General features: G+C 64.3%; 25 protein-coding genes and 2 pseudogenes. 21 read left to right on the top strand and 6 right to left on the bottom strand.

Features of this window, described 5'->3' with window-relative positions; genetic code table 11:
- The first annotated feature begins 30 nt into the window (after positions 1-30).
- Entirely contained in the window at positions 31-1509 is a 1479-nt protein-coding gene (gene cysS, locus EGH24_RS06770; protein WP_142979417.1) for a cysteine--tRNA ligase, read from the top strand.
- 43 nt (positions 1510-1552) lie between these two features.
- A complete protein-coding gene (locus EGH24_RS06765) occupies positions 1553-2383 on the top strand; it encodes a hypothetical protein (protein WP_142979416.1) in 831 nt (276 codons plus the stop codon).
- A 75-nt stretch (positions 2384-2458) separates the two neighbouring features.
- Here the strand turns inward: EGH24_RS06765 and EGH24_RS06760 are convergent, their stop codons facing one another.
- Entirely contained in the window at positions 2459-2743 is a 285-nt protein-coding gene (locus EGH24_RS06760; protein WP_142979415.1) for a DUF357 domain-containing protein, read from the bottom strand.
- 34 nt (positions 2744-2777) lie between these two features.
- Positions 2778-4836 (bottom strand): annotated as a pseudogene (locus EGH24_RS06755) (DEAD/DEAH box helicase).
- A gap of 104 nt (positions 4837-4940) precedes the next feature.
- Here EGH24_RS06755 and EGH24_RS06750 point away from each other — a divergent pair.
- From EGH24_RS06750 to EGH24_RS06740, 4 genes are all read left to right on the top strand, one after another.
- Positions 4941-6128, top strand: coding sequence for a CBS domain-containing protein (locus tag EGH24_RS06750; protein WP_142979414.1), 1188 nt, complete (start codon positions 4941-4943; stop codon positions 6126-6128).
- An 89-nt stretch (positions 6129-6217) separates the two neighbouring features.
- A complete protein-coding gene (locus tag EGH24_RS06745) occupies positions 6218-6736 on the top strand; it encodes a metallophosphoesterase (protein WP_142979413.1) in 519 nt (172 codons plus the stop codon).
- Positions 6737-6788: 52 nt separating this feature from the next.
- Positions 6789-6935 carry a DUF7859 family protein gene (locus tag EGH24_RS15280; protein ID WP_185903260.1) on the top strand — a complete coding sequence of 49 codons (147 nt, stop codon included), beginning with the start codon at positions 6789-6791 and terminating at the stop codon, positions 6933-6935.
- 27 nt (positions 6936-6962) lie between these two features.
- On the top strand, positions 6963-8159 hold the full coding sequence (locus tag EGH24_RS06740; RefSeq protein ID WP_142979412.1) for an inorganic phosphate transporter: 1197 nt from the start codon (positions 6963-6965) through the stop codon (positions 8157-8159).
- A gap of 13 nt (positions 8160-8172) precedes the next feature.
- Here the strand turns inward: EGH24_RS06740 and EGH24_RS06735 are convergent, their stop codons facing one another.
- Positions 8173-9534, bottom strand: a complete 1362-nt coding sequence (locus EGH24_RS06735) for a hemolysin family protein (RefSeq protein ID WP_142979411.1) — start codon at positions 9532-9534, stop codon at positions 8173-8175.
- Positions 9535-9679: 145 nt separating this feature from the next.
- Between EGH24_RS06735 and EGH24_RS06730 the strand changes: the two genes are divergently transcribed.
- The 4 genes from EGH24_RS06730 to EGH24_RS06715 all read left to right on the top strand — a co-directional run bounded on the left by EGH24_RS06730 (position 9680) and on the right by EGH24_RS06715 (position 12774).
- Complete coding sequence (locus tag EGH24_RS06730) at positions 9680-9925, top strand: DUF7561 family protein (protein WP_142979410.1); 246 nt, start codon at positions 9680-9682, stop codon at positions 9923-9925.
- Between the two features lie 109 nt (positions 9926-10034).
- Positions 10035-11822: a helicase C-terminal domain-containing protein gene (locus EGH24_RS06725; protein WP_142979906.1), complete on the top strand. Its 1788-nt coding sequence runs from the start codon at positions 10035-10037 to the stop codon at positions 11820-11822.
- Between the two features lie 310 nt (positions 11823-12132).
- A complete protein-coding gene (locus EGH24_RS06720) occupies positions 12133-12345 on the top strand; it encodes a UPF0175 family protein (protein ID WP_142979409.1) in 213 nt (70 codons plus the stop codon).
- Between the two features lie 111 nt (positions 12346-12456).
- Positions 12457-12774 carry a DUF7853 family protein gene (locus EGH24_RS06715; protein ID WP_142979408.1) on the top strand — a complete coding sequence of 106 codons (318 nt, stop codon included), beginning with the start codon at positions 12457-12459 and terminating at the stop codon, positions 12772-12774.
- A gap of 110 nt (positions 12775-12884) precedes the next feature.
- Here EGH24_RS06715 and EGH24_RS06710 read toward each other — a convergent pair whose 3' ends face one another.
- On the bottom strand, positions 12885-14987 hold the full coding sequence (locus tag EGH24_RS06710; RefSeq protein ID WP_142979407.1) for a minichromosome maintenance protein MCM: 2103 nt from the start codon (positions 14985-14987) through the stop codon (positions 12885-12887).
- Between the two features lie 119 nt (positions 14988-15106).
- Here EGH24_RS06710 and EGH24_RS06705 point away from each other — a divergent pair, with 119 nt between their 5' ends.
- From EGH24_RS06705 to EGH24_RS06655, 11 genes are all read left to right on the top strand, one after another.
- Positions 15107-15775 carry a hypothetical protein gene (locus EGH24_RS06705; protein WP_142979406.1) on the top strand — a complete coding sequence of 223 codons (669 nt, stop codon included), beginning with the start codon at positions 15107-15109 and terminating at the stop codon, positions 15773-15775.
- Between the two features lie 74 nt (positions 15776-15849).
- Entirely contained in the window at positions 15850-17022 is a 1173-nt protein-coding gene (gene coaBC, locus EGH24_RS06700; protein ID WP_142979405.1) for a bifunctional phosphopantothenoylcysteine decarboxylase/phosphopantothenate--cysteine ligase CoaBC, read from the top strand.
- A gap of 230 nt (positions 17023-17252) precedes the next feature.
- Positions 17253-18398 (top strand): monovalent cation/H+ antiporter subunit E, encoded by a 1146-nt coding sequence (locus EGH24_RS06695; RefSeq protein WP_142979404.1) that lies wholly within the window; start codon positions 17253-17255, stop codon positions 18396-18398.
- Positions 18395-18700 (top strand): cation:proton antiporter, encoded by a 306-nt coding sequence (locus EGH24_RS06690; RefSeq protein WP_142979403.1) that lies wholly within the window; start codon positions 18395-18397, stop codon positions 18698-18700. The genes EGH24_RS06695 and EGH24_RS06690 overlap by 4 nt, the downstream gene beginning before the upstream one ends.
- Entirely contained in the window at positions 18697-19017 is a 321-nt protein-coding gene (gene mnhG, locus EGH24_RS06685) for a monovalent cation/H(+) antiporter subunit G (RefSeq protein ID WP_142979402.1), read from the top strand. Before EGH24_RS06690 ends, mnhG begins: the two co-directional genes overlap by 4 nt.
- Positions 19014-19625, top strand: a complete 612-nt coding sequence (locus EGH24_RS06680; protein WP_142979401.1) for a DUF4040 domain-containing protein — start codon at positions 19014-19016, stop codon at positions 19623-19625. Before mnhG ends, EGH24_RS06680 begins: the two co-directional genes overlap by 4 nt.
- Complete coding sequence (locus EGH24_RS06675; protein WP_142979400.1) at positions 19622-20239, top strand: MnhB domain-containing protein; 618 nt, start codon at positions 19622-19624, stop codon at positions 20237-20239. The genes EGH24_RS06680 and EGH24_RS06675 overlap by 4 nt, the downstream gene beginning before the upstream one ends.
- Complete coding sequence (locus EGH24_RS06670) at positions 20236-20610, top strand: cation:proton antiporter subunit C (protein WP_142979399.1); 375 nt, start codon at positions 20236-20238, stop codon at positions 20608-20610. The genes EGH24_RS06675 and EGH24_RS06670 overlap by 4 nt, the downstream gene beginning before the upstream one ends.
- Positions 20603-22171: a monovalent cation/H+ antiporter subunit D family protein gene (locus EGH24_RS06665; RefSeq protein WP_142979398.1), complete on the top strand. Its 1569-nt coding sequence runs from the start codon at positions 20603-20605 to the stop codon at positions 22169-22171. The genes EGH24_RS06670 and EGH24_RS06665 overlap by 8 nt, the downstream gene beginning before the upstream one ends.
- Positions 22168-23853: a cation:proton antiporter gene (locus EGH24_RS06660; protein WP_142979397.1), complete on the top strand. Its 1686-nt coding sequence runs from the start codon at positions 22168-22170 to the stop codon at positions 23851-23853. The genes EGH24_RS06665 and EGH24_RS06660 overlap by 4 nt, the downstream gene beginning before the upstream one ends.
- A complete protein-coding gene (locus EGH24_RS06655) occupies positions 23853-25646 on the top strand; it encodes a Na(+)/H(+) antiporter subunit D (RefSeq protein WP_142979396.1) in 1794 nt (597 codons plus the stop codon). The genes EGH24_RS06660 and EGH24_RS06655 overlap by 1 nt, the downstream gene beginning before the upstream one ends.
- A 12-nt stretch (positions 25647-25658) precedes the next feature.
- Here the strand turns inward: EGH24_RS06655 and EGH24_RS06650 are convergent.
- Positions 25659-25808, bottom strand: a pseudogene (locus EGH24_RS06650) (IS6 family transposase); the annotation flags it as partial.
- On the bottom strand, positions 25771-26238 hold the full coding sequence (locus tag EGH24_RS06645; RefSeq protein ID WP_142979395.1) for an NUDIX domain-containing protein: 468 nt from the start codon (positions 26236-26238) through the stop codon (positions 25771-25773). The pseudogene EGH24_RS06650 and the gene EGH24_RS06645, both read right to left, overlap by 38 nt.
- Positions 26239-26291: the final 53 nt, after the last annotated feature.

The following is a 26291-nucleotide window of genomic DNA, read 5'->3' as shown; positions in this document are numbered from 1 at the left end:
AAGCGGTCGCCGGGATAGCCTCCGACAACAATGGTGCTGTCCGTGACGAACTCCCTGACAGGCGACCGCGAGGAATTCGAGCCGACCGGCGACGAAGTCCTGTTGTACGTCTGTGGGCTGACGGTCTCGGACGACCCGCATCTCGGCCACGCGCGGCTCTGGACGCACGCCGACGTGATCGCCCGCTGGCTGGCCTTTTCGGGCTATGATGTGCGACACGTCGAGAACTTCACCGACGTCAACGAGAAAATCGCCGCTCGGGTCGGCGAACGCCCGGAGTGGGAGACCGAAGCCGACGTGGCACGCCACTACATCGAGCGGGTCATCGAGTACATGCGCGGGCTGAACTTCCAGCGCGCGACGGTCTACCCGCGTGTCTCCGAGCACATCCCCGAGATCATCGACCTCGTCGAGATGCTGATCGAGGCCGGCCACGCCTACGAGGCCAACGGATCCGTATATTTCGACGTGACCACTTTTGAGGACTATGGCAAGCTCTCGAACCAACAGCTCGACGAGCTCGAAGCCCAAGGTGATCCCGACGAACGAAGCGAAAAACGCAACCCCGCGGATTTCGCCCTCTGGAAGGCAGGCGGCGTTGCGCCCGACGCAATCGACGAACACGCCAAACACAACCATGGAGATGACCGTCCGACCGGACAGACGTGGGACTCGCCGTGGAGCGAGGGCCGTCCCGGCTGGCACATCGAATGCTCGGCGATGTCGATGACGCATCTCGACGATACCATCGACATTCACGTCGGCGGTCACGATCTGGTCTTCCCGCATCACGAAAACGAGATCGCCCAAAGCGAGGCAGCCACCGGCGACACGTTTGCGAACTACTGGCTCCACACCGGGCTGCTCGAAACAAAGGGCGAGAAAATGAGTTCCAGCCTCGACAATTTCTTCACCGTCGAGGCGGCCCTTGAGGAGTACGGCCCGAACGTCATCCGCACGTTCTATCTCGCCACCGAATACGGCTCGAAACAGACCTTCTCCGAGGAATCAATGGCCGAAGCCGAGGAGCGATGGGACCGCCTCGAACGCACCTACCACGCCGCCGTCGAGGCCTGCGATTCCGTCGATGCGACCGCAAAAACCGAAGACAGCGACCTCCGTGAGGCCGTCAGCGAAACTACCGAGGCGTTCACCGCGGCGATGAACGCCGATTTCAACGTCCGCGAGGCGATGGCTGCGTTGCGCTCGCTGACGACCGCCGTCAACCGCCACATCGAAGACCACGCTACCTACGACTATCAGGGGCTCAAAGCCGCCATCGAGACCTTCGACGGGCTTGGCGGCGAGGTATTCGGCCTGCAGTTCGACGAAGCCACCGACGGCGATGTCGACCTCGCAAGCGAGTTGGTCGAACTCGTCTTAGATGTCCGCGAGGCCGAGCGCGAGGCCGGCAACTACGACCGCGCTGACGACCTCCGAGACGCGTTGTCCGACCGCGGAATCGAGGTACAGGACAGCGACGACGGGCCGACGTTCCGCTTCGAGTAGCCGAAACGTCACGCATTTGTCTTGTTGGCCTCTGGCGTCCGATATGGACGGTCGCCGCCTCATCGAAGCCCTCCTCGGCGTCTACGTCGCAACGCTGTTGATTCCAACACTCGCAGTTGCCGGCTGGGTCGCCGTCGCGTCGGCCTCGCTCGGGACGGTCCTCGCGGTCGGCCTCGCTATCGTCGGTGCGGTCGCCCTCGCTGCGACAGCGATACCGGACCTCCCTGATCGGGTCACGTCGCTACCGGTCGTCGCCGCGACGACGCTGCCGCCGCTGCTGTTTCTGCCGTATATGTTCCTCAGCGAGCCGGCCGCCGCCCCCGACGTGTACCCGGTTGTCGGCCTGCTCGCTGTCGTCCCCGGCGGTCTCGTCTCGGCTGCTGGCGCGACGCTCAAAACCCGCCGGCTGCGGGAGCGAGCCACCGAACACATCGTCGTCACGACCGGCGACGATGACGATGATACCGGGATCAGTCATGGGATCAAAGTCGCTGGCGTTGTCGTGGTGAGTCTCATCGTCGTCGCCATCATGGCGTCGCTCGTGCTGTTCGACGGCTTCGACGGGAACACGACGCTGTTCACCTCGCTGACCGGGTTGTCGTCGCTGTTCTTCCTCCTTGATGACGACGGCCACGAACTCGCTGTCACCGATGAGGTCCTGCGAGTGGATCGCTCGATCACGCCGTGGGACGACTTCGACGGCTACCGCGTCACTGACGACGAAATCGAGATCGACCGCTCGCGGTGGTACCGTCCGACGCGAACGTTCGACCGCGATGAGATCGGTGACGACGAGGCCTTCATCGAGGCACTGGCTGAATATCTCCCGAATCTCGCCGCTGCGGACGATGTCGAGCTGACGGCGACCGAATAGCCCTGTCTCGCTGTGTGGTCTTTCACTTCTCCGCCACCGGGTTATATGTAATAAACTCCCAGCGGCTATATCCAATTACATCGTGAACAACTCGGTGTCGTCGGGCACCGAAAACAGGCCCATCCGGACGCCGCAGTCGAGCCAGCCGTAACCGTAGGAAAACGCTGCCAGCGCGTTGACTGTGTCGTCGGCCTCACGGAAGTGCCGGCCGTCTCGGAGGTAGGATTCGGCCATCTCCCGGCAGTCGGCGGCGGCCTCCCCAAGGGCGGTGTCGGCCGGCGGTTCGGTCTCCGCGGCCGCCAGTGCGTCCGCCAGCATCTGCTCGTAGCGATCCGTCTTCTCTTCGAGGTCGGCAGCCATACCGATCGATTGGCCAGCGGCGGCAAAACCGTTGTTACAGTTCTTCGTCGGCCAGCTCCTGCTCGGCGACGATCTCGTAGGGCGACAGCCCGTTCCGAATCGCGTCTAACAGTCGGAAGGCGTCGTCCGGCGAGAGGAAGTGTCGCGTGACGGCTCGGCCCATCGGCGTCGGCGAGAGGCCGTGGATGAACTCCCACTCCAGCAGTTTTCCGACCGCTCGCTGGGTGTCGATCTCGCCGAGCATCCGGTCATTGAGCCGCTTGGCCGACTGACCGGCGACGGTGATATTGGCAAGGGTTTCCTCGACGGCGGCGGACTGATCGTAGACGTTGCGCACGTCCTCCATCTCGCCTTTCAGGAGTTTGAACGCGACCTCGTCTTCGGTCATCTCCATCGAGTTGTGGTAGGTGCAGTCGGGCTCGATCAGCATGTAGACCGTCCCCTTGTCGTGGTAGTCGGGNCGGCCNGCNCGNCCGAGCATCTGNNNGAACTCNTGGACNGNGAGCCACTCGATCCCCATCGCCAGCGAGTCGAAGATCACCTGTGAGGCGGGGAAGTCGACNCCGGCGGCGAGCGCNGCNGTNGTNACNACGGCCGNNAGCTCCTGNTCGNGGAATTTCGATTCGACCTGTTTGCGCTTCTTGTAGTCGAGACCGGCATGGTAGGGCGCGGAGTCGTACCCCAGTTTCCGGCTGATCGAGTGACACCGTCGCCGCGAGTTGGTGAAGATGATGGTCTGGCCGCGGTAGCCCTTCGAGGACTTCTGGTCGAAGGCGCGTTTGACGAGTTTGTCCTCCAGCCGCAGCTTTTCGCGTTCGTCGGCGAAGGTGACGTGTCGCTCGATGGGGACCGGCCGTTCCTCGAACTCGATGAGTGTCGCGCCGAGCCGCTTGGCCAGCCACTCGGGGTTTCCGACGGTCGCCGAGAGATAGAGCCACTGCGCGCCGCCGTACTCGTTTCGCGTCTCGGCGCGCTCCTCGCAGTAGTATTTCAGCCGCGAAATGAGGCCGTCCAGCCGGTGGCCGCGNNCNTCCTCNNNGAGCGTGTGNANCTCGTCGATGACGACGGTGCCGATCTCGCCGAGGTCCTTCCCGGTCCGGAGCGCGTGGTCGATCCCCTCGTACGTGCCGACGATNANGTCNGCGNNNGGGTCGAANCGNNTNCCGTCGTCGTTGATNCGGNNNGCNCCGACCCGGATCGTCACGNTCGAGGCCGAGGTCGCCGTAGCGATCCCGGAAATCCTCGTGTTTCTGATTGGCGAGCGCGACGAGGGGAACGAGAAATAGCATCTTGCCCTTGCCTTCCAGTGCGCGGTTGACGCCCGCCAACTCGCCGATCAGCGTTTTCCCCGTCGCGGTCGCGCTGACGACGAGCTGGTCGTCGCCGTCAAATAGCCCGTTGCGGACTGAGAGGCTCTGGACCGGCAGCAACTCGTCGAATCGGGACTCGATCATCGACTGCAGCCGGGGATGGAGGCCGAGATCAGCCGTTTCGACGGGATCGACGTCGTCGACGGTCGCGCTGATGGTGTCGAACTTCGTGAGGTCGGGATCGAGGTTGCCTGAGAGGAGGTTGACGATCCGGTCGAGATCCTGCACTTCGAGCAGGAGATCCTCTAATCGCTCTTGGGCCTGTCCGGTGAACTGGCCCTTGTATGCGAGTTCGCGTTCTAATTCCTCGCGGGCGCAGTCCGGGCAGATGTGCTCGCGGTCGGTTTTGATCGCCGTTTCGTCGGTGATCGGCGAATATTCGCCGTCGTTGGCGCAGTACCGACACGTTCGGACGGTTTTCGCCGAGAGTTGGTAGCCGTCAAGCAGATCCTGCAGCTCTTGGCGACCTGATTTCGAGGTTTGTTGGGAGATTCGAATCCGTTTGGCGCGGCGGGCGAGTTCGACGAACTCCTGTGGGTCGCGGGGCTCCTCGCTCGTTCCCTTCTTCGTGCGGAATTTCCCCGGCCGCGGGCCGGCGTGGGTTTCCTTGCAGTCGAGGGTACCGTGAAAGACGCGTTCGTCGGCCCGGCGGGCGACGACGCGGTAGCTGTCGCCGACTTCGTGCAGAAACAGCGTGTCGATGGCGGCGACCTGTTGGGACACGCCTGCGGGTAGGGAAGCGGCCTATTTGAGCGGTTCGCTTGCTCCCGGTTTGTCTCTCCGCTGCCGAAAGCCAATTTAATACCCGTGGGCGACCAGTGTTCGGTATGCGTGGCCTCCATATCGGTCGGATTTTCGGCATCCCGATCCAACTCAACTGGACGTTCCTGCTGATCCTCCCGATCTTCGCGTGGATCATCGGCTCCGACATCGTTCGGCTGACCGAACTCGTCAACGACTACCTCGGCAGCAGTATTGTTGCCGATTCACTTACCATCGGCCTGACGCCGTGGCTGCTCGGGCTCGCGGCCGCCGGCGGGCTCTTCATCGGCGTGTTGCTCCACGAACTCGGGCACTCGGTGATGGCGATGCGCTATGATCTCGAAATCCAGTCGATCACGCTCTGGCTCCTCGGCGGCGTGGCGAGTTTCAAAGAGATCCCCGAGGATTGGCACAAGGAGTTCAACATCGCTATCGCCGGCCCACTTGTCAGCGTGCTGGTCGGTGTCCTCTCATTTGTCGCCTTCCTCGTGTTGCCGTCGAGTCTCGACGCCGCGCGGTTCGTCCTCGGCTACCTCGCGCTGATGAACATCGCGCTCGCGGTGTTCAACATGCTGCCGGGGTTCCCGATGGACGGCGGCCGGGTGCTGCGCGCACTGCTCGCTCGCAATCGGCCGCACGCGCGGGCGACACAGATCGCTTCGGAGGTCGGCAAGACGTTCGCGTTCGGCCTCGGGCTGCTCGGGCTTTTCGCTTTCAGCCCGCTGATGATTCTGCTGGCGTTCTTCATCTACATGGCCGCTTCCGGTGAGGCCCAGCAGTCGGTGCTCAAATCGGCGTTCCAGGGCATCACCGTCGGCGACATCATGACGCCCGAGCGGGACCTGCTGACCGTCGATTCCGAGACGACGATCAGCGACCTGCTGACCCGGATGCTCACCGAGCGACACACGGGGTATCCCGTCGTCAACAGCCGCGATGAGCTGATCGGCATGGTTACGCTGGATCACGCTCGGTCGATTAAGGAAGTCGAACGCGACGCTTACACCGTCGGCGACGTGATGGAACGCGATATCACGGCCATCTCGCCGCAGGCCGACGCCTTCACCGCGTTGCAGGCGATGCAGGAACACGGAACCGGGCGGCTACCCGTCGTCGACGAGGGTGAGAACCTCGTCGGCATCGTCTCGAAAACGGATCTGATGACCGCGTTCAACGTCATCCAGAGCCGCGGCGACACGACGACGTTGTTCCAGCAGGAACAGTCGAGTACGGACTTCCCGTCGGTTCGCTAACGTCGCCGGCGTTCGGTTTTCCTGATTTTACCCACGTCGACGATGTCGCCAGCGGTAGGTTTCAGTACCCCGCCGCTATAGGCCAAGACATGCTCACCGTCGTCTCCGATACGCACAGCACCGACGGCCACAAGCTCCGGGGCCGCACGCTCGAAGCCGTCCGCGAGGCCGACCTCGTCATCCACGCCGGCGATTTCATGCGCGCCTCGGTGCTCGACGCCTTCGAGAACGAAGCACGAACCTTCCGCGGCGTCTACGGCAACAACGACGACAGCGAGATCCGCGACCGACTCCCGAAAGTCCGCACCGTCGAGTACGAGGGCTTCCGGCTGGCGGTCACCCACACCGTCCGCGGCGGCGCGACCGCGCTGTCGCTGGTCGGCCGCGAACGCGACGCCGACGCCGTGATCTTCGGGCACAGCCACAAGCCGACGGTTGATCTCGATGGCGAACTCCCGCTCGTCAATCCCGGCAGCCACGCGCAGCCGCGAGGGAATCACAAAGCCCACGCCGAATTCGAACCGTCCGCCGACGGGCTGGACGGCCGACTCGTCACGCCGGAGGGCGAGGTCTTCGAGCGGTTCACCCTGCCGACGCCCGAGTCGTAATCTGTCTCTCGCCGTCGAAACGCCTTTGGCCCGCCCACTGGAATCCAGCCCCATGTCGCTTCCCGCTTTCCTTACTGATCCGGTCTGGCTCGGGCTGATGGCGGTGTTGCTGCTGTTCGTCTTCTTCGGCTACCTGCTGGTCCGTCGCACGCTGCTGGGACTCCGGGACGGCTACCGCGACGGCCAACGGCGGAACTAACCGTCTCCGACTGTCAGTGGGGATATCATGGTCGGAACCGAAACGCTGCTGCTGTTCGTCGTGGCGTCGGCAGCGAGCCTGTTTATGGCGTGGTCGATCGGCGCGGGTTCCTCGGGCTCGACGCCGTTCGCCCCCGCCGTCGGTGCCAACGCCATCTCCGTTATGCGGGCGGGGCTCATCGTCGGCGTGTTGGGATTTCTCGGCGCGGTCCTACAGGGCGCGAATGTCACCGAGGCCGTCGGCACCGAACTCATTATCGGCGAGCCGCTGACCGCGGGCGCGGCCATCGTCGGTCTGTTGACCGCGGCCGCGCTCGTCGCTGTCGGCGTGTTTGCGGGGTATCCCATCGCTACGTCGTTCACGGTCACCGGCGCGGTCGTCGGCGTCGGCCTTGCCATGGGCGGCGCGCCGGCGTGGGCGAAGTACATCGAGATCGTGACGCTGTGGACGCTCATCCCATTCGTCGGCGGCGGGGTCGCCTTCGGGATCGCCCGCCTGCTCCGCGGCGATCGGTTCCACGAAGACTACCTCATCGCGCTGCTCGGCGGCGTGATCGGTGTCTTGGTCGTCACGATCGACTTCGCGCTGCTCGGCCCGGGTGACGGCTCGGGCTCGATTGCTGGATCGCTCGGCCCTTCCCTCCCGCTACCGCCGGTCGGCGGCGTCGCCACCGGCGTCGTGGTCGTGACGCTACTCGCCGGTGTGGCTGCGACGGCCGTGCTCTGGGCCGCGCTCCGGCAGGATCGCGCGACCGGCCAACGGCGGTTCCTCCTCGTGCTCGGCGGGCTGGTCGCGTTCTCGGCGGGCGGGAGTCAGGTCGGCCTCGCTATCGGGCCGCTGGTGCCGCTGCTCGGCAGCGGGATCAACATCCCGTTGTGGGCCGTCCTCGTCGGCGGCGGGTTCGGGCTCTTGGTTGGCTCCTGGACCGGCGCGCCGCGGATGATCAAGGCGATTTCACAGGACTACTCCTCGCTCGGCCCGCGGCGGTCGATCGCGGCCCTCATCCCCTCCTTCGCTATCGCACAGGTCGCCGTCGCCTTCGGAATCCCGGTCTCGTTCAATGAGATCATCGTCAGCGCGATCGTCGGCAGCGGCTACGCTGCGGGCAACGCGGGTGTGAGTCGTGGGAAAATGGGCTACACAGTCCTGGCGTGGATCGCCTCGCTGGTCGGCTCTTTCGTCATCGGCTACGGGGTCTACTCCGGCGTGCGGCTTGCCCTCTAAGTGGCTGTGGCTTCTATTCCGTCAACTCGGGTTCTTCTTCGGTTTCGGTTTTCGGGTACTCGTCGGTCACCGTGATCTGGGCTTTCAGGATGCGCGTGCTGTCGACTTCCTCGATCTCGATGACGACGCCGTCGTACTCGAAGGTCTCACCTTCCTCGACGAGCCGACCGGCTCGATTAAATACGAAGCCCGCCAGTGTTTCGAATTCTTGGCCTTCGGGGAGGTCGATATCGAGGACTTCGTTGACCTCGTGGATGTTGACCTCGCCGCGGACGACGGTCGTCTGCTCGTCGATCCGGTCGAAGGGCTCCTGTTCGTCGCCTTCGAGGATGTCGCCGACGATCTCCTCGACCATGTCTTCTAAGGTGATGATCCCCTCAGTGGTGCCGAACTCGTCGAGGACAACGACCATCTGGAGGCGGTTTTCCTGCATCTCGGCCAGGAGGTCATCGACGTTTTTCGATTCGGGGACGTGCAGCGTCGGCTGGACGATATCTCGAAGCTCGCTGTCGCCCTCGCTGTACTGGTGTTCGCGGACGAGGTCGCGGACGTTGACGACGCCGATGATGTTGTCGAGGTTGCCGTCGTAGACCGGGACGCGGACGTGGTCGTGGCCGATACAGGCCTCGATGGCCTCCTCGATCGTAGCGTCCTGTGAGACGGCGGTGATGTCGAGCCGCGGGGTCATCACTTCCTTGGCGATCGTGGAGTTGAACGTGAAAATGCGTTTGAGCATCTCGCGTTCCTCCTCGTCGATGACGCCCTCGCGCTCGCCCGTTTCGATGATGTCCTTGATCTCATCGCGGGTGACGTACGGCGATTCGATAGCCGAGGAGCTGCCCATCGCCTTGTTGACGATGCGGGTCAGTCGGTCGAAGANGACGATCAGNGGNAANAGNACGTACTCNGNGANCTTNAGCGNGCNNGCGACCCGCAGCGCCCACGACTCGGTGTTCTCGACGGCGTAGCTCTTCGGCGCNNNCTCGCCGAANAGNAGGACGANGGCGGTGATGCCGAACGTCGCNGCNACCACNGCNTGNCCCTGNGAGAGGNAGANGNCGAACAGCNCNGTCGCNATNGAGGACATNGCGATGTTGACGATGTTGTTGCCGACGAGGATNGTNACNANCAGCCGGTGGGGGTCGTCCTTGAGCCCTTTGACCGTCTCGGCGTTAGGGATGCCCTCCTCGACCATTGACTCGATCCGGTGTTGTGGCAGCGAGAAGAAGGCGATCTCAGAGGACGAAAAGAACGCCGAGAGCCCGATCAGCAGGATGATAGCGACGATCCCGAGGCCGGTAATCGCCGTCGTACTGAGGGCTGGCAGCTGGAGCACCCCGCTGGCGAGAGACATGCCTACAAGCGATAAGCCCATTGTCACTGATGCTTCCTCCGCCCCGGAATTAAGCGTTGTCCTCGATACATGATCCCCGCTCGCCGTCGGTCTCACCGACCACGCTCACGGCGACCGACGCACCGCGAACGGTGGACTGAAACCGCCGGCCCGCCTGTTGTGACCAATGACGACGCGGCGGTGTGACGGCTGCGGCACGAAAGTCAAAATCGCCGGCGGGATCGGCGACCTCTGGAGTTTCGACTTCGGACCGACCGACGGCATGATCCTCGAACTCGCCGACGGCAGCGAGCACTTCCTCTGTCTCGACTGCGTCGATCGCCTGCCCGACGACCACGATCCCACCGCCGACGACGTGGCTGCGCTGCCGACCGCCGACGATGTGGACGCGCCGCCGACTGACGACGAGTAGCCGTTTTTGTTGGCGACCGTTCCGCGACTGCGATGTCATCGTCGTCGACGACACCGCCAACCCCACCGCAATCCCTACGTTTTTCTCTCCAGCCTCCCGACCGATGGCCGTGAAGCCCGCCCGCATCGTCGAGTCCTTCCCGGCACCTGAGTTCCGGGCTGGCCAGAAACAAGCCCTCAGCGATATCCGCGCGGCTTACGAGGCCGGCAACGACGTGGTGTTGGTCCGCGCGCCGACCGGCAGCGGGAAATCCCTGCTGGCGCGAGCGATCATGGGCTGTGCGCGCTCGAAACAGACCGCCGAGCCATCGCAGGCGACCGGCGCGTACTACACGACGCCGCAGGTCTCCCAACTCGACGACGTCGCCGCCGACTCGCTGCTCGACGACCTCAATATCATCCGCGGCAAGGGCAACTACACCTGCCTGCTGCCCGGCGAACACGACACGCCGGTCGATCAGGCACCCTGTGCTCGGGAGNCNGGNTTCGANTGCNCNNTCAANCACCGCTGTCCGTACTTCTCCGACCGGTCCATCGCCGCGAACCGGTCGATTGCGGCGATGACGCTCGCGTACTTCATGCGAACCGCCGGCTCCGACGTGTTCGGGAAGCGGGACGTGGTCGTCATCGACGAGGCGCACGGGCTCGCGGAGTGGGCGGAGATGTACGCGACNATCGANCTNTCNCCCGNNCGNGTGCCGGTGTGGGACGATGTCGGCGTGCCGGATATCGCCGGTGCCGACGGCCCTCTCGATCGCGCCGCCCGCTTCGCGGAGACGCTGGCGGGCGTCTGCTCGCAAGCGAAAGACGACCTGACCGCGAAACCCGAACTCACGCCCGAGGAGGTCGCTCGCCGCGACCGCCTCAATGAACTCGTCTCCGAGCTCAAATGGTTCGTTGAGGACTACCGCGAGCCAGAGAGCCAGACGACGTGGGTCGTCGACCAGCCCGGCGGCGAGGGAACGGCGATCACGATCAAACCCCTCGATCCCGCCCGGTATCTCCACCACACGGTTTGGGACCGCGGCGAGTCCTTCGCGCTGTTGTCAGCGACGATTCTCAACAAGGAGGCGTTCTGCCGGCAGGTCGGCCTTGACCCCGACCGCGTCGCCCTCGTCGATGTCGAACACACGTTCCCGGTCGAAAACCGCCCGCTGTACGACGTGACACAGGGAAAGATGACCTACGAGCACCGCGAGACGACCCTGCCAAAAATTGCCCGGCTGATCGTCCGGTTGATGGCGCATCACCCCGACGAGAACGGGCTGATCCACGCACACTCCTACGCGATTGCGGAGGATCTCGCCGACCGGCTGGCTGATTTCGGTGTCGGCTCGCGGGTGCGGACCCACACCAAAGCGAGCCGCGACGACGAACTCGCGGCGTGGAAAGCCAGCGACGATCCCGAGGTCTTCATCGCGGTCAAAATGGAGGAAGCCCTCGACCTCAACGGCGACCTCGCCCGCTGGCAGGTGCTCTGTAAGGCCCCCTATCTCAACACGAACGACTCCCGTGTCGCCCGCCGACTCGAAGACGACCAATGGGCGTGGTACCACCGCACCGCGTTGCGAACGGTGATTCAGGCCTGCGGGCGCGTCGTCCGCGCGCCCGACGACTACGGGGCGACGTATCTCGCTGATTCGAGCCTGCTGGACCTCTTTGATCGGGCCGCCGCCGACATGCCGCCGTGGTTCCGCGAGCAGGTCGATCGCTGCTCGCGGCCGACGCTGCCGTCGTTCGATCCCGAAGCCGCACTCGCCGGGCTTGACGGCGCGACGGCAGAAACCGGCGGCCACACCAGTCGGTCGTCGACGACGCAGCGCAGTGGCCAAACCCGCACCGAAGCCGAGGCCGCCGAACGCGACGACCACCCGCTGTCGGACGTGTGGGGTAACTGAGCCGCTCCTTTTCGGCGACTGCGGAACGCTTAGATCAACGCGCCGAGCCCGTAGACGACCATCGAGCCGACCATCAGCACCGCGAAGACGACGGCGATTATCTGTTGTCTGTCCATACCTACCGGTTTGGATTTGATCATCTTAGCTCCACTGTCTGAGCGTGGCGTCGTCGTCACGAGAAATAAAAATACATTTCGAAACTAGAAGTGAATAGAAACCATTGAAACAACCACTAATCTCGAATCTTACATGGTTGTACTGGTACAGATTGCCACAGTAGATTTACATACTTCGAAGACAGAGGGGTAGTATGGCCACCAAAGGGCTACTGACCGCGTTGACGCTGTACCGTTGCGGCACACTCACCTTCGCCCAAGCGGCGACCCGCGCCGGCCAGAACGCCGAGGCCTTCGCCCGAACGCTGAAGCAACACGGCATTCCGCGCCGTAGCGACGCGGTGTCGCCGACGGCCACCGCTGCCCCCGCCGAATCGGAGTTCGTTGACACCGAGCAACCGATCTGATACTCGCCCAGTAATCAGCGGCGGCTGATTCCCACTCAGAGTATCAGGTTCGATAATCTCGCCCCCACTGTTATTTACATAGACGTTCATGATACATATGGAGGCAACAGTATGACAGCACCCGTTCCCGATCCCTGTGGGCGGCTCGATCTGGCGCACGCTGAGGCGTGGGCTGCCCATGTGGCCGTCGAACAGTGGCTCCGTGATGCCGTCGAGCGCGAGACCGTCGACGAGGCGCGGCTCAAGCGCGTGGCGGGGCTCCTTGACCGGATCGAGGCCGACGGGGCGTTCACAGCGGAGGAGCTGTCACTGCTTGCCGACCTGTGCCGAGACCGACTGGCACAGTCGACCGCACCGACTCGGGATCACTCCTCCCTTCGGGCCGTGATCGACGCCGCGGACGAACAACACGAGATCTGCGCACCGTAACCGCACTCCGCGCCGGACTCGTACTCCGCGCTGCACCCACACTCCGACCGTTCCTTCAGCCGTTTTCCGTCGTCCTTCAGTCGTCCGTCGGCCGTTTCTCAAATCGCTATTCAGGTCGTCCGGAGGTGATCCTGCGTCGGTTCGTAGACCTCGCCTTTTCGCCGCAGCTTTTCGATCTCCTGTTCGGCCTTGGAGGCATCCATCCCGATCTCGTCGGCCCGGTCGAGCACTTCCTCGATCGGCGCGCCCTCCTCGAACTCCTCTTCGATGTCGCTGATGAGGCCCTTGATGTTCTTGATCCGGTCGCGCTGGGTTTTCGAGGTGCCCGTTTCGACCACGTCGGCGTCGAACTGGCCGGTTTCGGGGTCAACGCCGATGTCCTGCAGACAGGAGCGGACGATATCGACCGACCGCTCGGCGTCTTCGGCCTCGACGGTATCCGAGAGTCGCACGCGCGCGCTCGCCTCTGCCAGCCGGACGAGTGCTTCGAGCTTGCGGGCCGTCACTGGAATCGGCGCGTCCTCGTCGGCTCCCTTCGAGCGGAGGTCGACGTAGAACTCCCGGATCGTCGCCTTCGCCTCGTCGGTCATCGTCGGGAAGCAACTCCGCTTGGCGTGGGCGATGTATTTGCGCAGCAACTCGGCGTCGATCACCGGTGCGACCTCTTCGGTCACGTCGTCGACCTGCTGTTGGGTGAACTCCGAGGTGGCGACCCGGGACCGCTGGGTGTTCAGCTCGCCGGCGTAGTTGGTTTTGAGGATGTGGTCGGCCAGTTTGCCGTCGTGTTCGGGATCGGGTTTGTCGGTGACGGTGAAGATGAGGTCGAACCGCGAGACGAGTGCGGGTTCGAGGTCGATCTGCTCGCCGATCGGTTCGTACTGGTCGAACCGGCCGTACTTCGGGTTGGCCGCGCCCAAGAGGGAGCAGCGGGACTTGAGGGTGGCGTTGATACCGGCTTTGGAGATGCTGATCTGCTGTTGTTCGAGAGCTTCGTGCATCGCCGATCGGTCGCCGCTGTCCATCTTATCGAGTTCGTCGACCGCCGCGATCCCCATGTCGGCCAACACGAGCGCGCCGGCCTCAAGCGTCCACTGCTGGCCCTCGCCGAAATCGTCCTGAACAGCCGCAGCAGTGAGTCCTGCCGAACTGCTGCCCTTCCCGGAGGTGTAGACTGACCGCGGAGCGATGTTTTTGATATATGATAACATCTGGGACTTCCCTGTACCAGGGTCACCGATAAGCAGCATATGGAGGTCGCCTCGGATGCGAGAACCGTCGGGAAGATTTTTTGTCACACCGGAGAACAGTTGGAGAATCATTGCCAACTTCTCCTCCTCGTAGCCGTAGATCGCCGGGGCGACCGAGCCGACCATTTTGTCGTAGATCTCCTCGTTGTTGGAGAGTTCGATGATCCGCTCGATGTCGGTCTCCTCGATGTCCATATCCTCGAACTCCTCGTCTTCGACGGTAATCGAGACGCCATCCATGTAGAGGTCGAACAACGAGGACTTCTCGTTGCCGTCGCCCATCTGTTCGATGTGGAGGACGCCGACGGCGGTGACGTGATCGCCGGGCGTGACCTTCCCCGTAATATCGTCTTCGACGTTCATGTCGATGCTCTGGGGCGTCTCACCACCGCGNAGNCCNTCGGGNNNCTCNTGNANNCGNATNTTCTGGGCGTCGANGAACTCCGACTGGTCGAAGTTGATCTGGAACGGTCCCTGTCGCTCACAGCCCTGACACTCGTGTGGCTCNTGGAACTCGCCGTCCNNNTGNGGGATGNNNNTCATCGTNCCGCAGCGTTGGCACTCGAAAGCGGAGTCGGTGATCTTCGGCCGCACATCGGTTGCCTTGCGGATAATCCCGTTGACGGAGACGAGTTTGCCGATGTGGTTGTCGTGGACGCGAATGCCGCGGATTTCGACGGCTTCCGGGAGGTTCCGGAGGCGAACGTGGGCGTTGCCGAGTTTGACATCTGCCGGGAGATCGTAGAGGCGGAGGGCTTCCTCGGCGTACTCACGTAGCTGGTCGGGCTGAGAGAGGTAGTCTTCGGCGAGATCCGCATCGAATTGATAGAGGTCGTCGTAATCGATATACAGCGATCGCTTTTCATTGGGATACTTCTGGGCCAGTTTACCGATTTCATCCCGGTAGTAGTTGCGGTAGAACTGGATGAACCGGTCGGTCAGTTCCTGATTGGAGGCCTGCGCCATTGAGAGAGGCGTAGGTCGGCATCGGTTATGAAATGTTGGTTCGCGCGGGCCGCCGACCGTCCCGATGCTGTGGGGGGACCGAAACGAATACTTGCGTGACGCATCGACCCGATGACACGATGCCCTCCAACTCCAACGAAAGCGAGACGGTAGCTGTGCCGTCGGCGGTTCAGACTGCGGCCCGCCGCTACTGGCGACGAACCCTCGCGCTGCGTGGCCTTCTGGGCGTCGGTTATTTCGGTGTCAGCGTTGCCATCCTCCTCACGCTCCCGTACGTTCCGGCCCTCGCCGTCATCGCCGTCCTGCTTGGGACGTTCGCGGTCCCGGTGTTCAAAAACCGTGGTACGATCGAGCTAACGACCCACCGCTCACCCGATGTCGTCGCCGACGATTTCACGCGTGTGCCGCCGGTGTTGGGATTCCAAGCAGCACTGGCTGACAACATCCGACTGACGGACGCGGGCACCGAGTACGAGTTATCCTCCGCGTTGGGGCTCAGATCGACGACGATGCGTGTCGAAACGGAGCGGGTCGCTGACCGCGGTGAACCCGAAACCGACGTTGCGATCAACGTTGTCGTCACCGTCGGCGACAAACCGTGGGGTCAGTATCAGGTCACGGCCAACGAGCGCGACGGCGACACGGCCGTTACGATCAGGATGGTTCCGGACCGACGGTTCGGCGTGCGACGACTGCCGGATTTCGTGTTCGGTCGTCGCTATCGCAGCCACCTGTTCGCGGGACAGGGCTACACCCTCGTTGCCGACGACACGTCGCTGTCGGTGTGATCCGACGCGCGGGCTGCCGCGGGGGCGACCGAACCCCGAACGCCTATCCGTTCGTCACCCCTCACATCGAGATAATGCTTGACGGCGTCAACGTCGCACTGGGCGTCACGGGGAGTATCGCCGCAGTGAAAACCGTTGAACTCGCCCACGAACTCCGGCGACAGGGAGCCGAGGTTCGCGCCCTGATGAGCGACAGCGCGCGCGGGATCATCCATCCGTGGGCCCTCGAATTCGCCACCGAACGCGACGTTGTCACCGAGATCACCGGCCGCGTCGAACACGTCGAGCTCTGCGGCCGCGACGGCTGGGCCGACGTGCTCTTGATCGCGCCAGCCACCGCCAACACAGTCGGGAAGATCGCCGGCGCGGTCGACGACACGCCCGTCACGACGACGGCGACGACCGCTCTCGGCGCGGATGTCCCGGTCGTCATCGCGCCCGCGATGCACGAACCCATGTACGACCACCCGGGTGTTCTCGATGCCATCGACCAGGTCGAGTCGTGGGGTGTCGACTTCGTCGATCCCAGAATCGAAGAGGGGAAAGCGAAGATCGCAACCGAGGAGGCCATCGTCACCGCGGTCGCACGGGCGACGACGCCGCAGGACCTCGCCGGCCGCCACGTCGTCGTCACCGGCGGCGCGACCAGCGAGGCGATCGACCCGATCCGCGTGCTGACGAACCGCGCGTCGGGGCGGACCGGCCGCGAAGTCGCCCGCGCCTGTCACATTCGAGGTGCCGAGGTGACGCTGATCCACGACGGGCCCGAGGTCCACTACGCCGATGTCGTCGAAATCGAGAGCGCGGCCGAGATGCTGGCGGCCGCTGACGCCGCCTGCGGCGACGCCGACGCGATGGTTTCGGCGGCCGCCATTGGCGACTACACCGTCCAGGAGGCTTCCGCGAAACTGCGATCCGGCGAGGCCCGCACGCTCGAACTCGAACCGACGCCCAAGGTCCTCGATTCGATTCGGCAGGGTCACCCCGACCTCCCGCTGATCGGGTTCAAAGCCGAAACGACGGGCGACGACGAGGCCCTGCTCGAACAGGCAGTCGCGCTGCGTGACCGCGTCGATCTCGCCTTCGTCGTCGCCAACGACGCGACCGTGATGGGTCAAGCCGACACCCGCGCGCTGTTGGTCGATCGTGAGGCCGAATCGGTTGCCGATTGCGAAATCGTTGAGGGGTCGAAATCCCTGCTCGGCGAGCGGATCGCGCTCCGGCTTGCTGCCGTCCTCGACTCGTGATCACGCCGGTTTGGCTGCCTCCGCTTCTACTGTCGCCGTCGTCAAACTGAACGGCTGCGTGTCCACGCCGCCCGGCCCGTCCGAAACCGGAACCGTGCGTCAGGATTTTGAAACACACCGCCCGCAGACGGCTGAGATAAGAATAGTTTTGAGGCGTCCCCGACTGCCTTGAGACAAGACAGTATGACGTTCGGACAATCCCCTCACGCGCCGGACGGAGTGAGCCCCCAATGACGGCCTCCGAGGCGGGCGTGGTCGTCCCCGTCAAACGCTCGGTGACCCTCCGACAGACGGTCGGTTACGTCATCCAGCGCGCCCTCGACCGGCTGGCCGACGGCGAGGAGCCAGTCGTCCATTTCGTCGTCATCGCCTCGTGGCGCGCCGACGACCCAGGCTCGACGGCCGACCGCCGACAGGCCGACGACCTCCTCGAACAGGTCGAAACGTGGGCGCAGTTCGATCTCGACGAGTCCGACGTCGATCCCGACTCAATCACGATCGAAACCGCGGTCATCGGCGACGACGACTACCATTTCAGCCCGACCGATTACGCCGACCTCCTCGCCGAGTACGCTGTATCCCACGGCATCACCAACGTCGTTGTCGACCCCGAGTACTCGCTTGTCGGCCACACAACGCTGCTGCAACCGTTCGAATTCGAACTCCAGCAGCGCGACCTCGCGGTCGAAGAGGCACCCGTCGATCGCCCAACGCGCCGCGGACAGCTGGTCCGACGAGACAGCCCGGCACGGTTCCTCGCGCTGTTCGGCGGTTCCTTCCTCTTCTATCAGATACTCGGCGGCTTCAGCGGACTGTTCGATATCGTTACCGGCCTCGCCACCGCCCTCGTTGTCGCTGTCGCCCTCGACAACGTGAGTTTCTACCGCGATCCGACGCTGACCGAGTCGCCGAAACGGCTGGCGCGAGGCCTGATCTACGCGCCGTATCTGCTGTACGAGATCCTCGTTTCGAACCTCGTCGTCGCCCGCGTGATCCTCGATCCGCGCAGCAAGATCGATCCGCGACTCACCAGAGTCCGGTTTTTCGTCGGGTCGGGGCTCCCGCTGACGACGCTGGCCAACAGCATCACGCTGACGCCGGGGACGCTGACAGTCAAAGCCGACAATCAGCAGTTGTACGTCCACTCGCTGGTGCCCTTCGCACGCGATGGGCTCTTCGATGGCGCGCTGGAACGGTGGGTCCGGTTCGTCTTCTACGGCCGGGAGGCCGCTCGCTTCCCGTCGCCGCGCGACCGCGGTGACACCGAGATCCTGCAGGATCCCGACGCAGACGAGCCGACGACCAACGGCCCCGAGACCGTCGCTGACGGTGGTGTCGATCCCAATCCTGCCGACTCACAGGAGGCTGACCAATGAGCATCACCGACACCGCCGTCGTCGCCGGCTACACCGTCGGCGACGGGCTGTTGCTCGCGGCCGCGCTGTTCGTCACGCTGGCCGTGTTGATGCTCTACCGGGCGATTCTCGGGCCGACGAATCAGGACCGCGTGCTCGCGGTCAACGTCCTCGGCACCAACACGGTCGTCATTCTTGCCCTCCTTGGCGCGGCTCTCGGCGAGTCGTGGTTCCTCGATATCGCCCTCGTCTACGCGCTGTTGAACTTCCTGATGTCGATCGCCATCTCGAAGTTCACCGTCGAGCGGGGTGGTGTCATATGATGGCGACCGCCCGGATCGGCCTCATCGGGGTTTTCCTCGTTTTGGGGCTGTTCTTCACGCTCGTCTCGGCGGTCGGCGTGATCCGATTGCCGGACGTGTTCTCGCGGGCTCACACCGCCTCCCAAGCCGACACGCTGGGCGCGGGCTTCGCGCTCGCGGCCGTCGCACTCACGCTCGGCTGGCAGTCGGCGGCGGTCAAGACTGTCCTGCTGCTGTTGTTCATTTTCATCACGAACCCGACGGCCGCTCACGCCATCGCCCGGGCGGCCTACGAGGAGGGTGTCGAGCCGTGGACAACGGGGGATGATCGCCGATGAGTGTCGCTGCCACGACGACGACAGCGACGCCCGCTGTCGCCGGCGCACTCCCGCTTCAGAGCGTCGGCATTACGCCGGTCGAGGCGTCGCTGTTCGCGTTCGTCCTTATTACGGCCGTCCTCACCGCGCTGTTCCGCGATGTACTCGCCTCGATCGTCATCTTCGCGGCCTACAGCCTCGGGCTGGCGATCATCTACACCTTCTACCGTGCACCGGACGTGGGACTGACCGAGGCGGCGATCGGAGCCGGCGTCACCACCGTCTTCCTGCTGTTGACCATCGCCAAGACGACCCGGCCTGCCAGCGATGCGCGCTTCGAGTCGATCAACTGGCCCGCCGTCGGCGTCTGTGGCCTCTTCGTCGGCGTCGTCGCCGTGACGCTGCCGGCGTTTCCCGCGGTCGGCGATCCGTCCTCGCCGATCCTCACCAACGCCGATGTCACGGGCTACTATCTCAGCACCGCCTACGACGAGACCGGCGCGGAAAACGCCGTCACCGCCGTGTTGGCGGCCTACCGTGGCTTCGATACCTTCGGCGAAGCGATTGTCGTCTTCGCCGCCGGGATCGCCAGCCTGCTGGTGCTCGGTCGGGAGGTGTTCACCGCATGAGCAGTGACCGATCCGCCGACGGCGACGCCGAGGGAACCATTACTCGCCAGCGGCCGATCTACACCGAGAGCCAGGTCATCATGACGACGGTCAAAGTCGTCATCCCCTTCGTGTTGACCTACGGGCTGTTCATCACGTTCCACGGGACGAGCTCGCCCGGCGGCGGTTTCCAGGGCGGCGCGCTCATCGCGTCGGTGGTGTTGATGATCGCCTTCGCCTTCGGGATCGAGTCGACGCGAGCGTGGCTCTCGAATACGCTCGTCGTCGGCCTCGGCACCGTCGGCGTGGCGATCTTCGCTGCCATCGCCCTCATCCCGATGGCTCTCGGCGGCGACTTCCTCGAATACACCGCTTACTATCCTGTCCTCGGCGACACGCTCGGCCTCAAGGAGTACGAGTTCGTCAAATACGGGATGGAGGCCGTCGAAATCGGCGGGATCGCCTTCATCGTTTCCGGTGTCTTGATGGGGCTGTTCTTCGCCCTCGCCGCGGGCTTCACACCGGCCGATCTCGACGTGACCGGTGCGGCTAGCGATGCGCCCACGGACGAGGCTGTCGGTGACGACGCATCCAATGCGGCGACCGACGCTACTGGGGAGGTCGATGCCGAATGACTGACGTGACGTTCATCGACGTGCTGACGACCCGGCACGCCTACGTGCTGTTCGTCCTGCTATCCGCCATCGGGCTCTACATGATGATCGCAAACGAGAACCTCGTCAAGAAGGTTATCGGGCTGAACATGTTCCAGACCGGTATCTTCCTGTTTTTCATCACCTCGGCCTATCGGGTCGGCGGCTCGACGCCGATCGTCAAATCCGGCGGCGGCCCATACGTCAGCCCGCTGCCGCACGTGATCGTCCTGACGGCGATTGTCGTCGGCATCAGCCTCACGGCTGTCGGCCTCGCGCTGACGCTCCGGCTGTACGCCGAGTACGGCACTCTTCGGGCCAGCGCGCTCCGGGAGGTGATCGCCGATGAGTGACGCGCTCCTTCCGCTGCTGATCGCGCTGCCGCTGTTGGCGGGGATCTTCCCGCTGCTGTTGGGACTTCGATTCGAGCGTGCTGGTTGGCCAGTGGCGATGACGGCGTCGCTGACGGTCGCCGTCCTCGCTGGATGGCTCGCGTGGGCCGTCTCGCCGTGGAGCGGCGGCCCCCAGCGGTTCGTCCACGACCTCGCGGGCTACCCCGCGCCGTACGGCATCGAACTCGTCGGTGACGGGCTGTCAGCGATCCTCGCGCTGCTGATTAGCGTTGTCGCCGTCGCGGTTCTCATCTACGGCCGGACAACCGGCCCGCAGACCAATGCCTTCTACAGCGGCTACCTGCTGTTGACCGGCGGGCTGCTCGGGATGGCACTCACCGGCGACCTGTTCAACCTCTTCGTCTTCCTCGAAATCGTCGGGCTGGTGAGCTACGCGCTGATCGCTAGCAGCGACGATGGTAGAGCAGCCTATGGCGCGCTCAAATACCTCTTCCTCGGGACGACCGGCGCGTCGCTGTACCTGATCGGCGTCGGCTACGCGCTCGTGGCGACGGGGACGCTCAACATGGGCGATATGGCAACCGAACTCGCCGCCGTCGGCTACACCGATCCGCTCGTGCAGGCAGCCTTCGGCTTCATCCTCATCGGTTTCATGCTGAAGATCGCCATCTTCCCGCTGCACACGTGGCAGCCCGACGCCTACACCTACGCGCCGGATACCGTCTCGGCGTTCATCTCCGCGCTCGTCTCGACGACGGCGGCCTACGCGCTCATCCGAATCGCCTACGACGTGTTCACCGTGGACTTCTTCGCGGCGAACCCGCTGATCACCGACGCCGTCCTGTTGGTCGCCTCGGTCAGCATCGTCGTCGGCAGCCTGCTGGCCTTGCTGCAAACTGAACTCAAACGCGTCTTCGCGTATTCGTCGGTCGCCCAGTTCGGGATGATTCTCGCGGCGATCGGCCTCCAGAGCGAGACTGCGCTGTTCGGCGCGGTCATCCACCTCGTCGGCCACGGGCTGATGAAGGCCACGCTGTTCATGGGCGCGGGTGTGCTCGCGTCAGCCTACGGAGCCCAGACCGTCGCCGACTACGCCGGCCTCGCCAAGCGCGCCCCGATCACGTCGGGGATGATGGCGGTCGCTGGCCTCGCCCTCGTCGGGATTCCACCCTCGATCGGCACCCTCGGCAAGTGGTTCATCGCCCTCGGTGCGGTCGAAGAGGGCTCATGGGGCGTCGCTGCCGTGATTTTCATCAGCACGCTGTTGACGCTGACGTACATCGGCCGGCTGCTCGAAACGCTGTACTTCAATCAGCCCGCGACGACTGACGACGAGACCGGTGTCGTTGGCGACGCTGGCGACGCGACGGACGACGGTTCGATTGTCGCCGACGGCGGCGACACAGAACGAGCGACCGCTGGCATCGACGACGTTGCCCCCGTCGCCACCGAACGGATCGTGGTCGTCGTCGTCCTCGCGCTGTCGACGGTCGCGCTGTTCGGTGCGGCCGGCCTGTTTGCAGAGTTCCTTGACCCTGTCTTCGGGAGGTTCTTCCAATGACTGAAATCGCCGCCGTTCGACCACTGGCTGCCGTCCTTGTATCGTTCATCGCTGCCGGGCTGATCCTCGTCTCCGGCCGCCGGCCGAACCTCAGAGAGGCGTGGACGATCCTTGCATCGGTGTCGATGTTCGGCCTCGTCGCCAGCATGGTGCCGGCCGCCCTCGACGGCGACATCCTCGTTACCAACCTCGGTACCATCGTCCCCGGCATCGACTTCGCCCTCCGGGCCGACCCGCTCGGCGTGCTGTTCGCCTCACTGGCGAGCCTGTTGTGGATCGTCACCAGTTTCTACAGCATCGGCTACATGCGCGGTCTCGACGAGGACAACCAGACTCGCTACTTCGCCTCCTTCGCCGTCTCGGTCGCCGCCGCCGTCGGCATCGCCTTCTCGGGCAATCTCCTGACGATTTTCGTCTTCTACGAGGTGCTGTCGGTGGCGACGTACCCGCTCGTCGCCCACGACGAGACGCCGGAAGCGCGGGCGGCCGGTCGCAAATATCTCGCCTACACCTTCTTCGGCGGCGGGGTGTTGGTGTTGGCCGGTACGACGCTTGTCTACTGGCTCACAGGCACGGTTGACTTCACGCCTGGCGGGATTGCCGCCCTCGCCAACGCCGACCCGACGGCCGCGACGCTGGCGTTCATGGTCCTCGCGGTCGGCTTCGGCGTCAAAGCCGGGTTGATGCCGCTCCACCAGTGGCTGCCGGAGGCGATGGTTGCACCGACGCCCGTTTCGGGCCTTCTCCATGCGGTCGCGGTCGTCAAAAGCGGCGTCTTCGGGATCGCCCGCGTCGTCCTCGACGTGTTCGGTCCCGAAACGCTGGCCGCCCTCGGCCCCGACCGCTTCGGCGACCTCGGGATCGCGCTGCCGCTGGCCGCGCTGGCGGCGATCACGCTCACCGTCGCCAGCATCATCGCCCTCCGGAAGGATCACCTCAAACGCCGGCTGGCCTATTCGACGATCAGCCAGCTCTCCTACATCGTGCTCGGCCTCGCGCTGCTGGAAGGCGACGCGCTGATCGGCGGGCTGCTGCATATCCCCGCTCACGCCTTCATGAAGCTCACCCTGTTCTTCTGTGCGGGGATCATCCACGTCGAAACCCACACCGACTACATCAGCGAGATGGCCGGCATCGGCAAGCGGATGCCGCTCACCATGGTCGCCTTCGGTGTCGCCGCTGCGGGGATGGCCGGGATTCCGCTGGTCGCCGGCTTCGTCAGCAAGTGGTACATCGTGATCGGCGCGTTCGAAGGCGGCAATGGAATCTTCGCTGGCGTGCTGTTACTCTCGGGGATTCTCAATATCGCGTACTTCTGGCCTATCGTCTACCAGGCGTTCTTCGAGACGCCTGAGGACCACGATGAGAAACCCCTCGCCGAAGGGCCCTACGGTGGTCGTGATCGCGTAGTTGCTGACGGCGGCGACGCCGGCGATCACGCTGTCGACGATCACCACAGCGACGATCACGATTCTGACCACGGCGACCACCATCACGGCGGTCCGCCGGCTGGCGGCTGGACGGCCAGCAACTGGCGCGGCGGTGAGAGTACGTGGTTCATGCTTGGGCCGATTCTGACCGCGGCCACGCTGTCGCTGATCTTGGGGATCGTGCCTCATACCGCCGTCTTCCTGCGGATCGTCGAGACCATTGTCGGTAATCTGCCGGGGGTGATGGGCTGATGACGACCGCGCTGACTGCGGTGCCGCCGGGTGTCGTCCTGCTGGCGGTCGCCGTTCTCGTCGCGCTGCTCCCGCGGCGCGCCGGCCACGCGCTCGGCATCGCTGCCTCGGCGGCGACGCTGGCGTGGGTGTGGACGGTTCCGGCCGGCGCGTACCTCCAGACCGCGTTCCTCGGGTTCGAGGCCGTCCTGTTCAACGTCGATCAGTTCTCCCGACTGATGGGACTGATCTTCGCGCTTATCGGCGTCGTCGCCGTGCTGTACTCCTACGCTAGCGAGGCCAAGAGCTTGCAAACTGCCTTCGCGCTCTCGTATGTCGCCACCAGCTTTGGTGCGGTGTTCGCCGGCGACTGGCTGACGCTCATTTTCTTCTGGGAGCTGATGGCCGTCACCAGCACGCTGCTCGTCTGGCACTATCGCGGGAAGGCGGTGCGGGCGGGCTACCGCTACGCCATTTTCCACGGGATCGGCGGGACGCTACTGATGGCCGCGATTCTCCAGACCTACGTCGCCAAGGGCACCTTCCTCTTCGCATCGGTGCCTGGCGGCCCCGAGGTGGCGGGCATCGCTGCCGGCCTGCCGGCCGCGCTCGCGGCAATCGGTATCGGCGTCAACGTCGGCTTCATCGGACTGCACACGTGGCTGCCGGATACCTACCCGCGGCCACACATCGCCGCCAGCGTCTTCCTCTGTGTGTTTACGACCAAGACCGGCGTTTACGGGATGTATCGGGCGTTCCCCGAGGGCCACCTCGCTATCGCCTATATGGGCGGCGGGATGGCCGTCTTCGGGGCGACGTTCGCGCTGTTCCAAAACGATATGCGCCGGCTGCTGTCCTACCATATTCAGTCGCAGGTCGGCTACATGATCGCCGGCGTCGGCATCGGCTCGGCACTCGCCCAGGCCGGCGCGTTCGCCCACGTCTTCAACCACATCCTCTACAAGGGCCTGCTGTTCATGACTGCCGGCGTCGTCATCTACCGGACGGGCGAGGAGAACCTGAAGAAACTCGGCGGGCTGGCCCGCCAGATGCCGATCACGGCGACCGCGTTCACAATCGCCGCCCTCTCGATCGCTGGCTTCCCCGGCTTCAACGGCTTCGTCAGCAAGGGCATCGTCATCGCCGGCAGCCACTACGACTTCGCTAAGGGACCGCTGGGCGTTGGCGGCCGGACGACGCTGGAATGGCTGCTCATGATCGGTGGCGTCGGCACGTTCATGTCGTTCATCAAGTTCGGCTACTACGCCTTCTTCCACGGCGACTACGACGGCAGCGTCGCCGACGCCAACCGCGGCCAGAGCGTCGCCATGCTCGCTGTCGCCGCGCTCTGTGTCTTCTACGGCATCGTTGATGGCGCGCTGTTCGCCATCCTCCCGTTCGACGTGACCAGCAAGGCCGTGGTCTCGAAAGTCTACGTGACCTACACGGTCGACCACCTCGTCGAAGGGCTTGCGCTGGCCGTCGCCGGGTTGATCGGTTTCGCCATCACGAAGAAACCGCTCTCGAAACTCGGCCGCGTTCCCGATATCGACTCCATCTACAACCCGGCCGTCTTCTACGGCGGCCGCGCCGTCATCGTCGGCGTCACGGAATTCTACGCCGCCGTCGACCGCGCCGTGATGGGCACTATCGCCCGCACCAAAGCCGTCGGCACCAACCCAAAGGCGACTGCCCGGCGGCTCGGCTTCGGCAGCGACGACCACCCGCCGGTGCTCCGATCGGGAATCGGTCGGAGCGTTTTCGTGTTGCTCGCCTTGGTGAGTCTCGCCGTGGCGATTCTGTTGGTCGGCTGAGGCCCATCGTGTTTAGTTAAGCGAATTCCACCAGACGGCGAACGATTGCAGCCACGTTTCTGCGGTTGCTGGATCGACATGGCTGAAACTATTGCTAAACGAAGACGTTCGACGTTTTATTTCTCTAAAGACACGTTCGACAGCATTCCGATTTCCATGGCGNCTCCTCGTCGTCGAGACCGGGGTCGTCACTCAGCCCGGCCCCCTGCGGAGCGCCGTGGAACGTTGCGAAGGTGAACTCGAACGTCCGGCCGTCGGCGGCGTTGACGAACGTCTGTTCGGAGAGCGCGAGCAGCTCCGTGACTTCGATATCGACACCTGTCTCCTCGCGGACTTCGCGCGCGGCGCCGGCCGCGTGCGTTTCGCCCGGCTCCAACATCCCACCGGGGAGGAACCACTGACCGTCCTGTCGAACGAGGAGGAGCTGTCCGTCGCGCTCGACGTACGCGCCCACGCCCCAGTTGCCGCCTTCGTCGCGGTCGTTCGCGCGTTCCCACCGCTCCGGGGGCAGTTCCTGTCGCTTCGACAGCCGGTGGACGTTCCCGCCGTAGCGGGCGACGAGTTCCTCGGGAGTGACACTGAGACTCTCCATCCCTCAGGGGAGTTCGACGTCGACACCGGTTCGCTCGCTCGCGGCCTTGACCG

It is taken from the genome of Halonotius terrestris (assembly GCF_006861665.1).
GTDB lineage: Archaea > Halobacteriota > Halobacteria > Halobacteriales > Haloferacaceae > Halonotius > Halonotius terrestris.
This window is presented reverse-complemented; position numbering and strand designations above follow the sequence as displayed.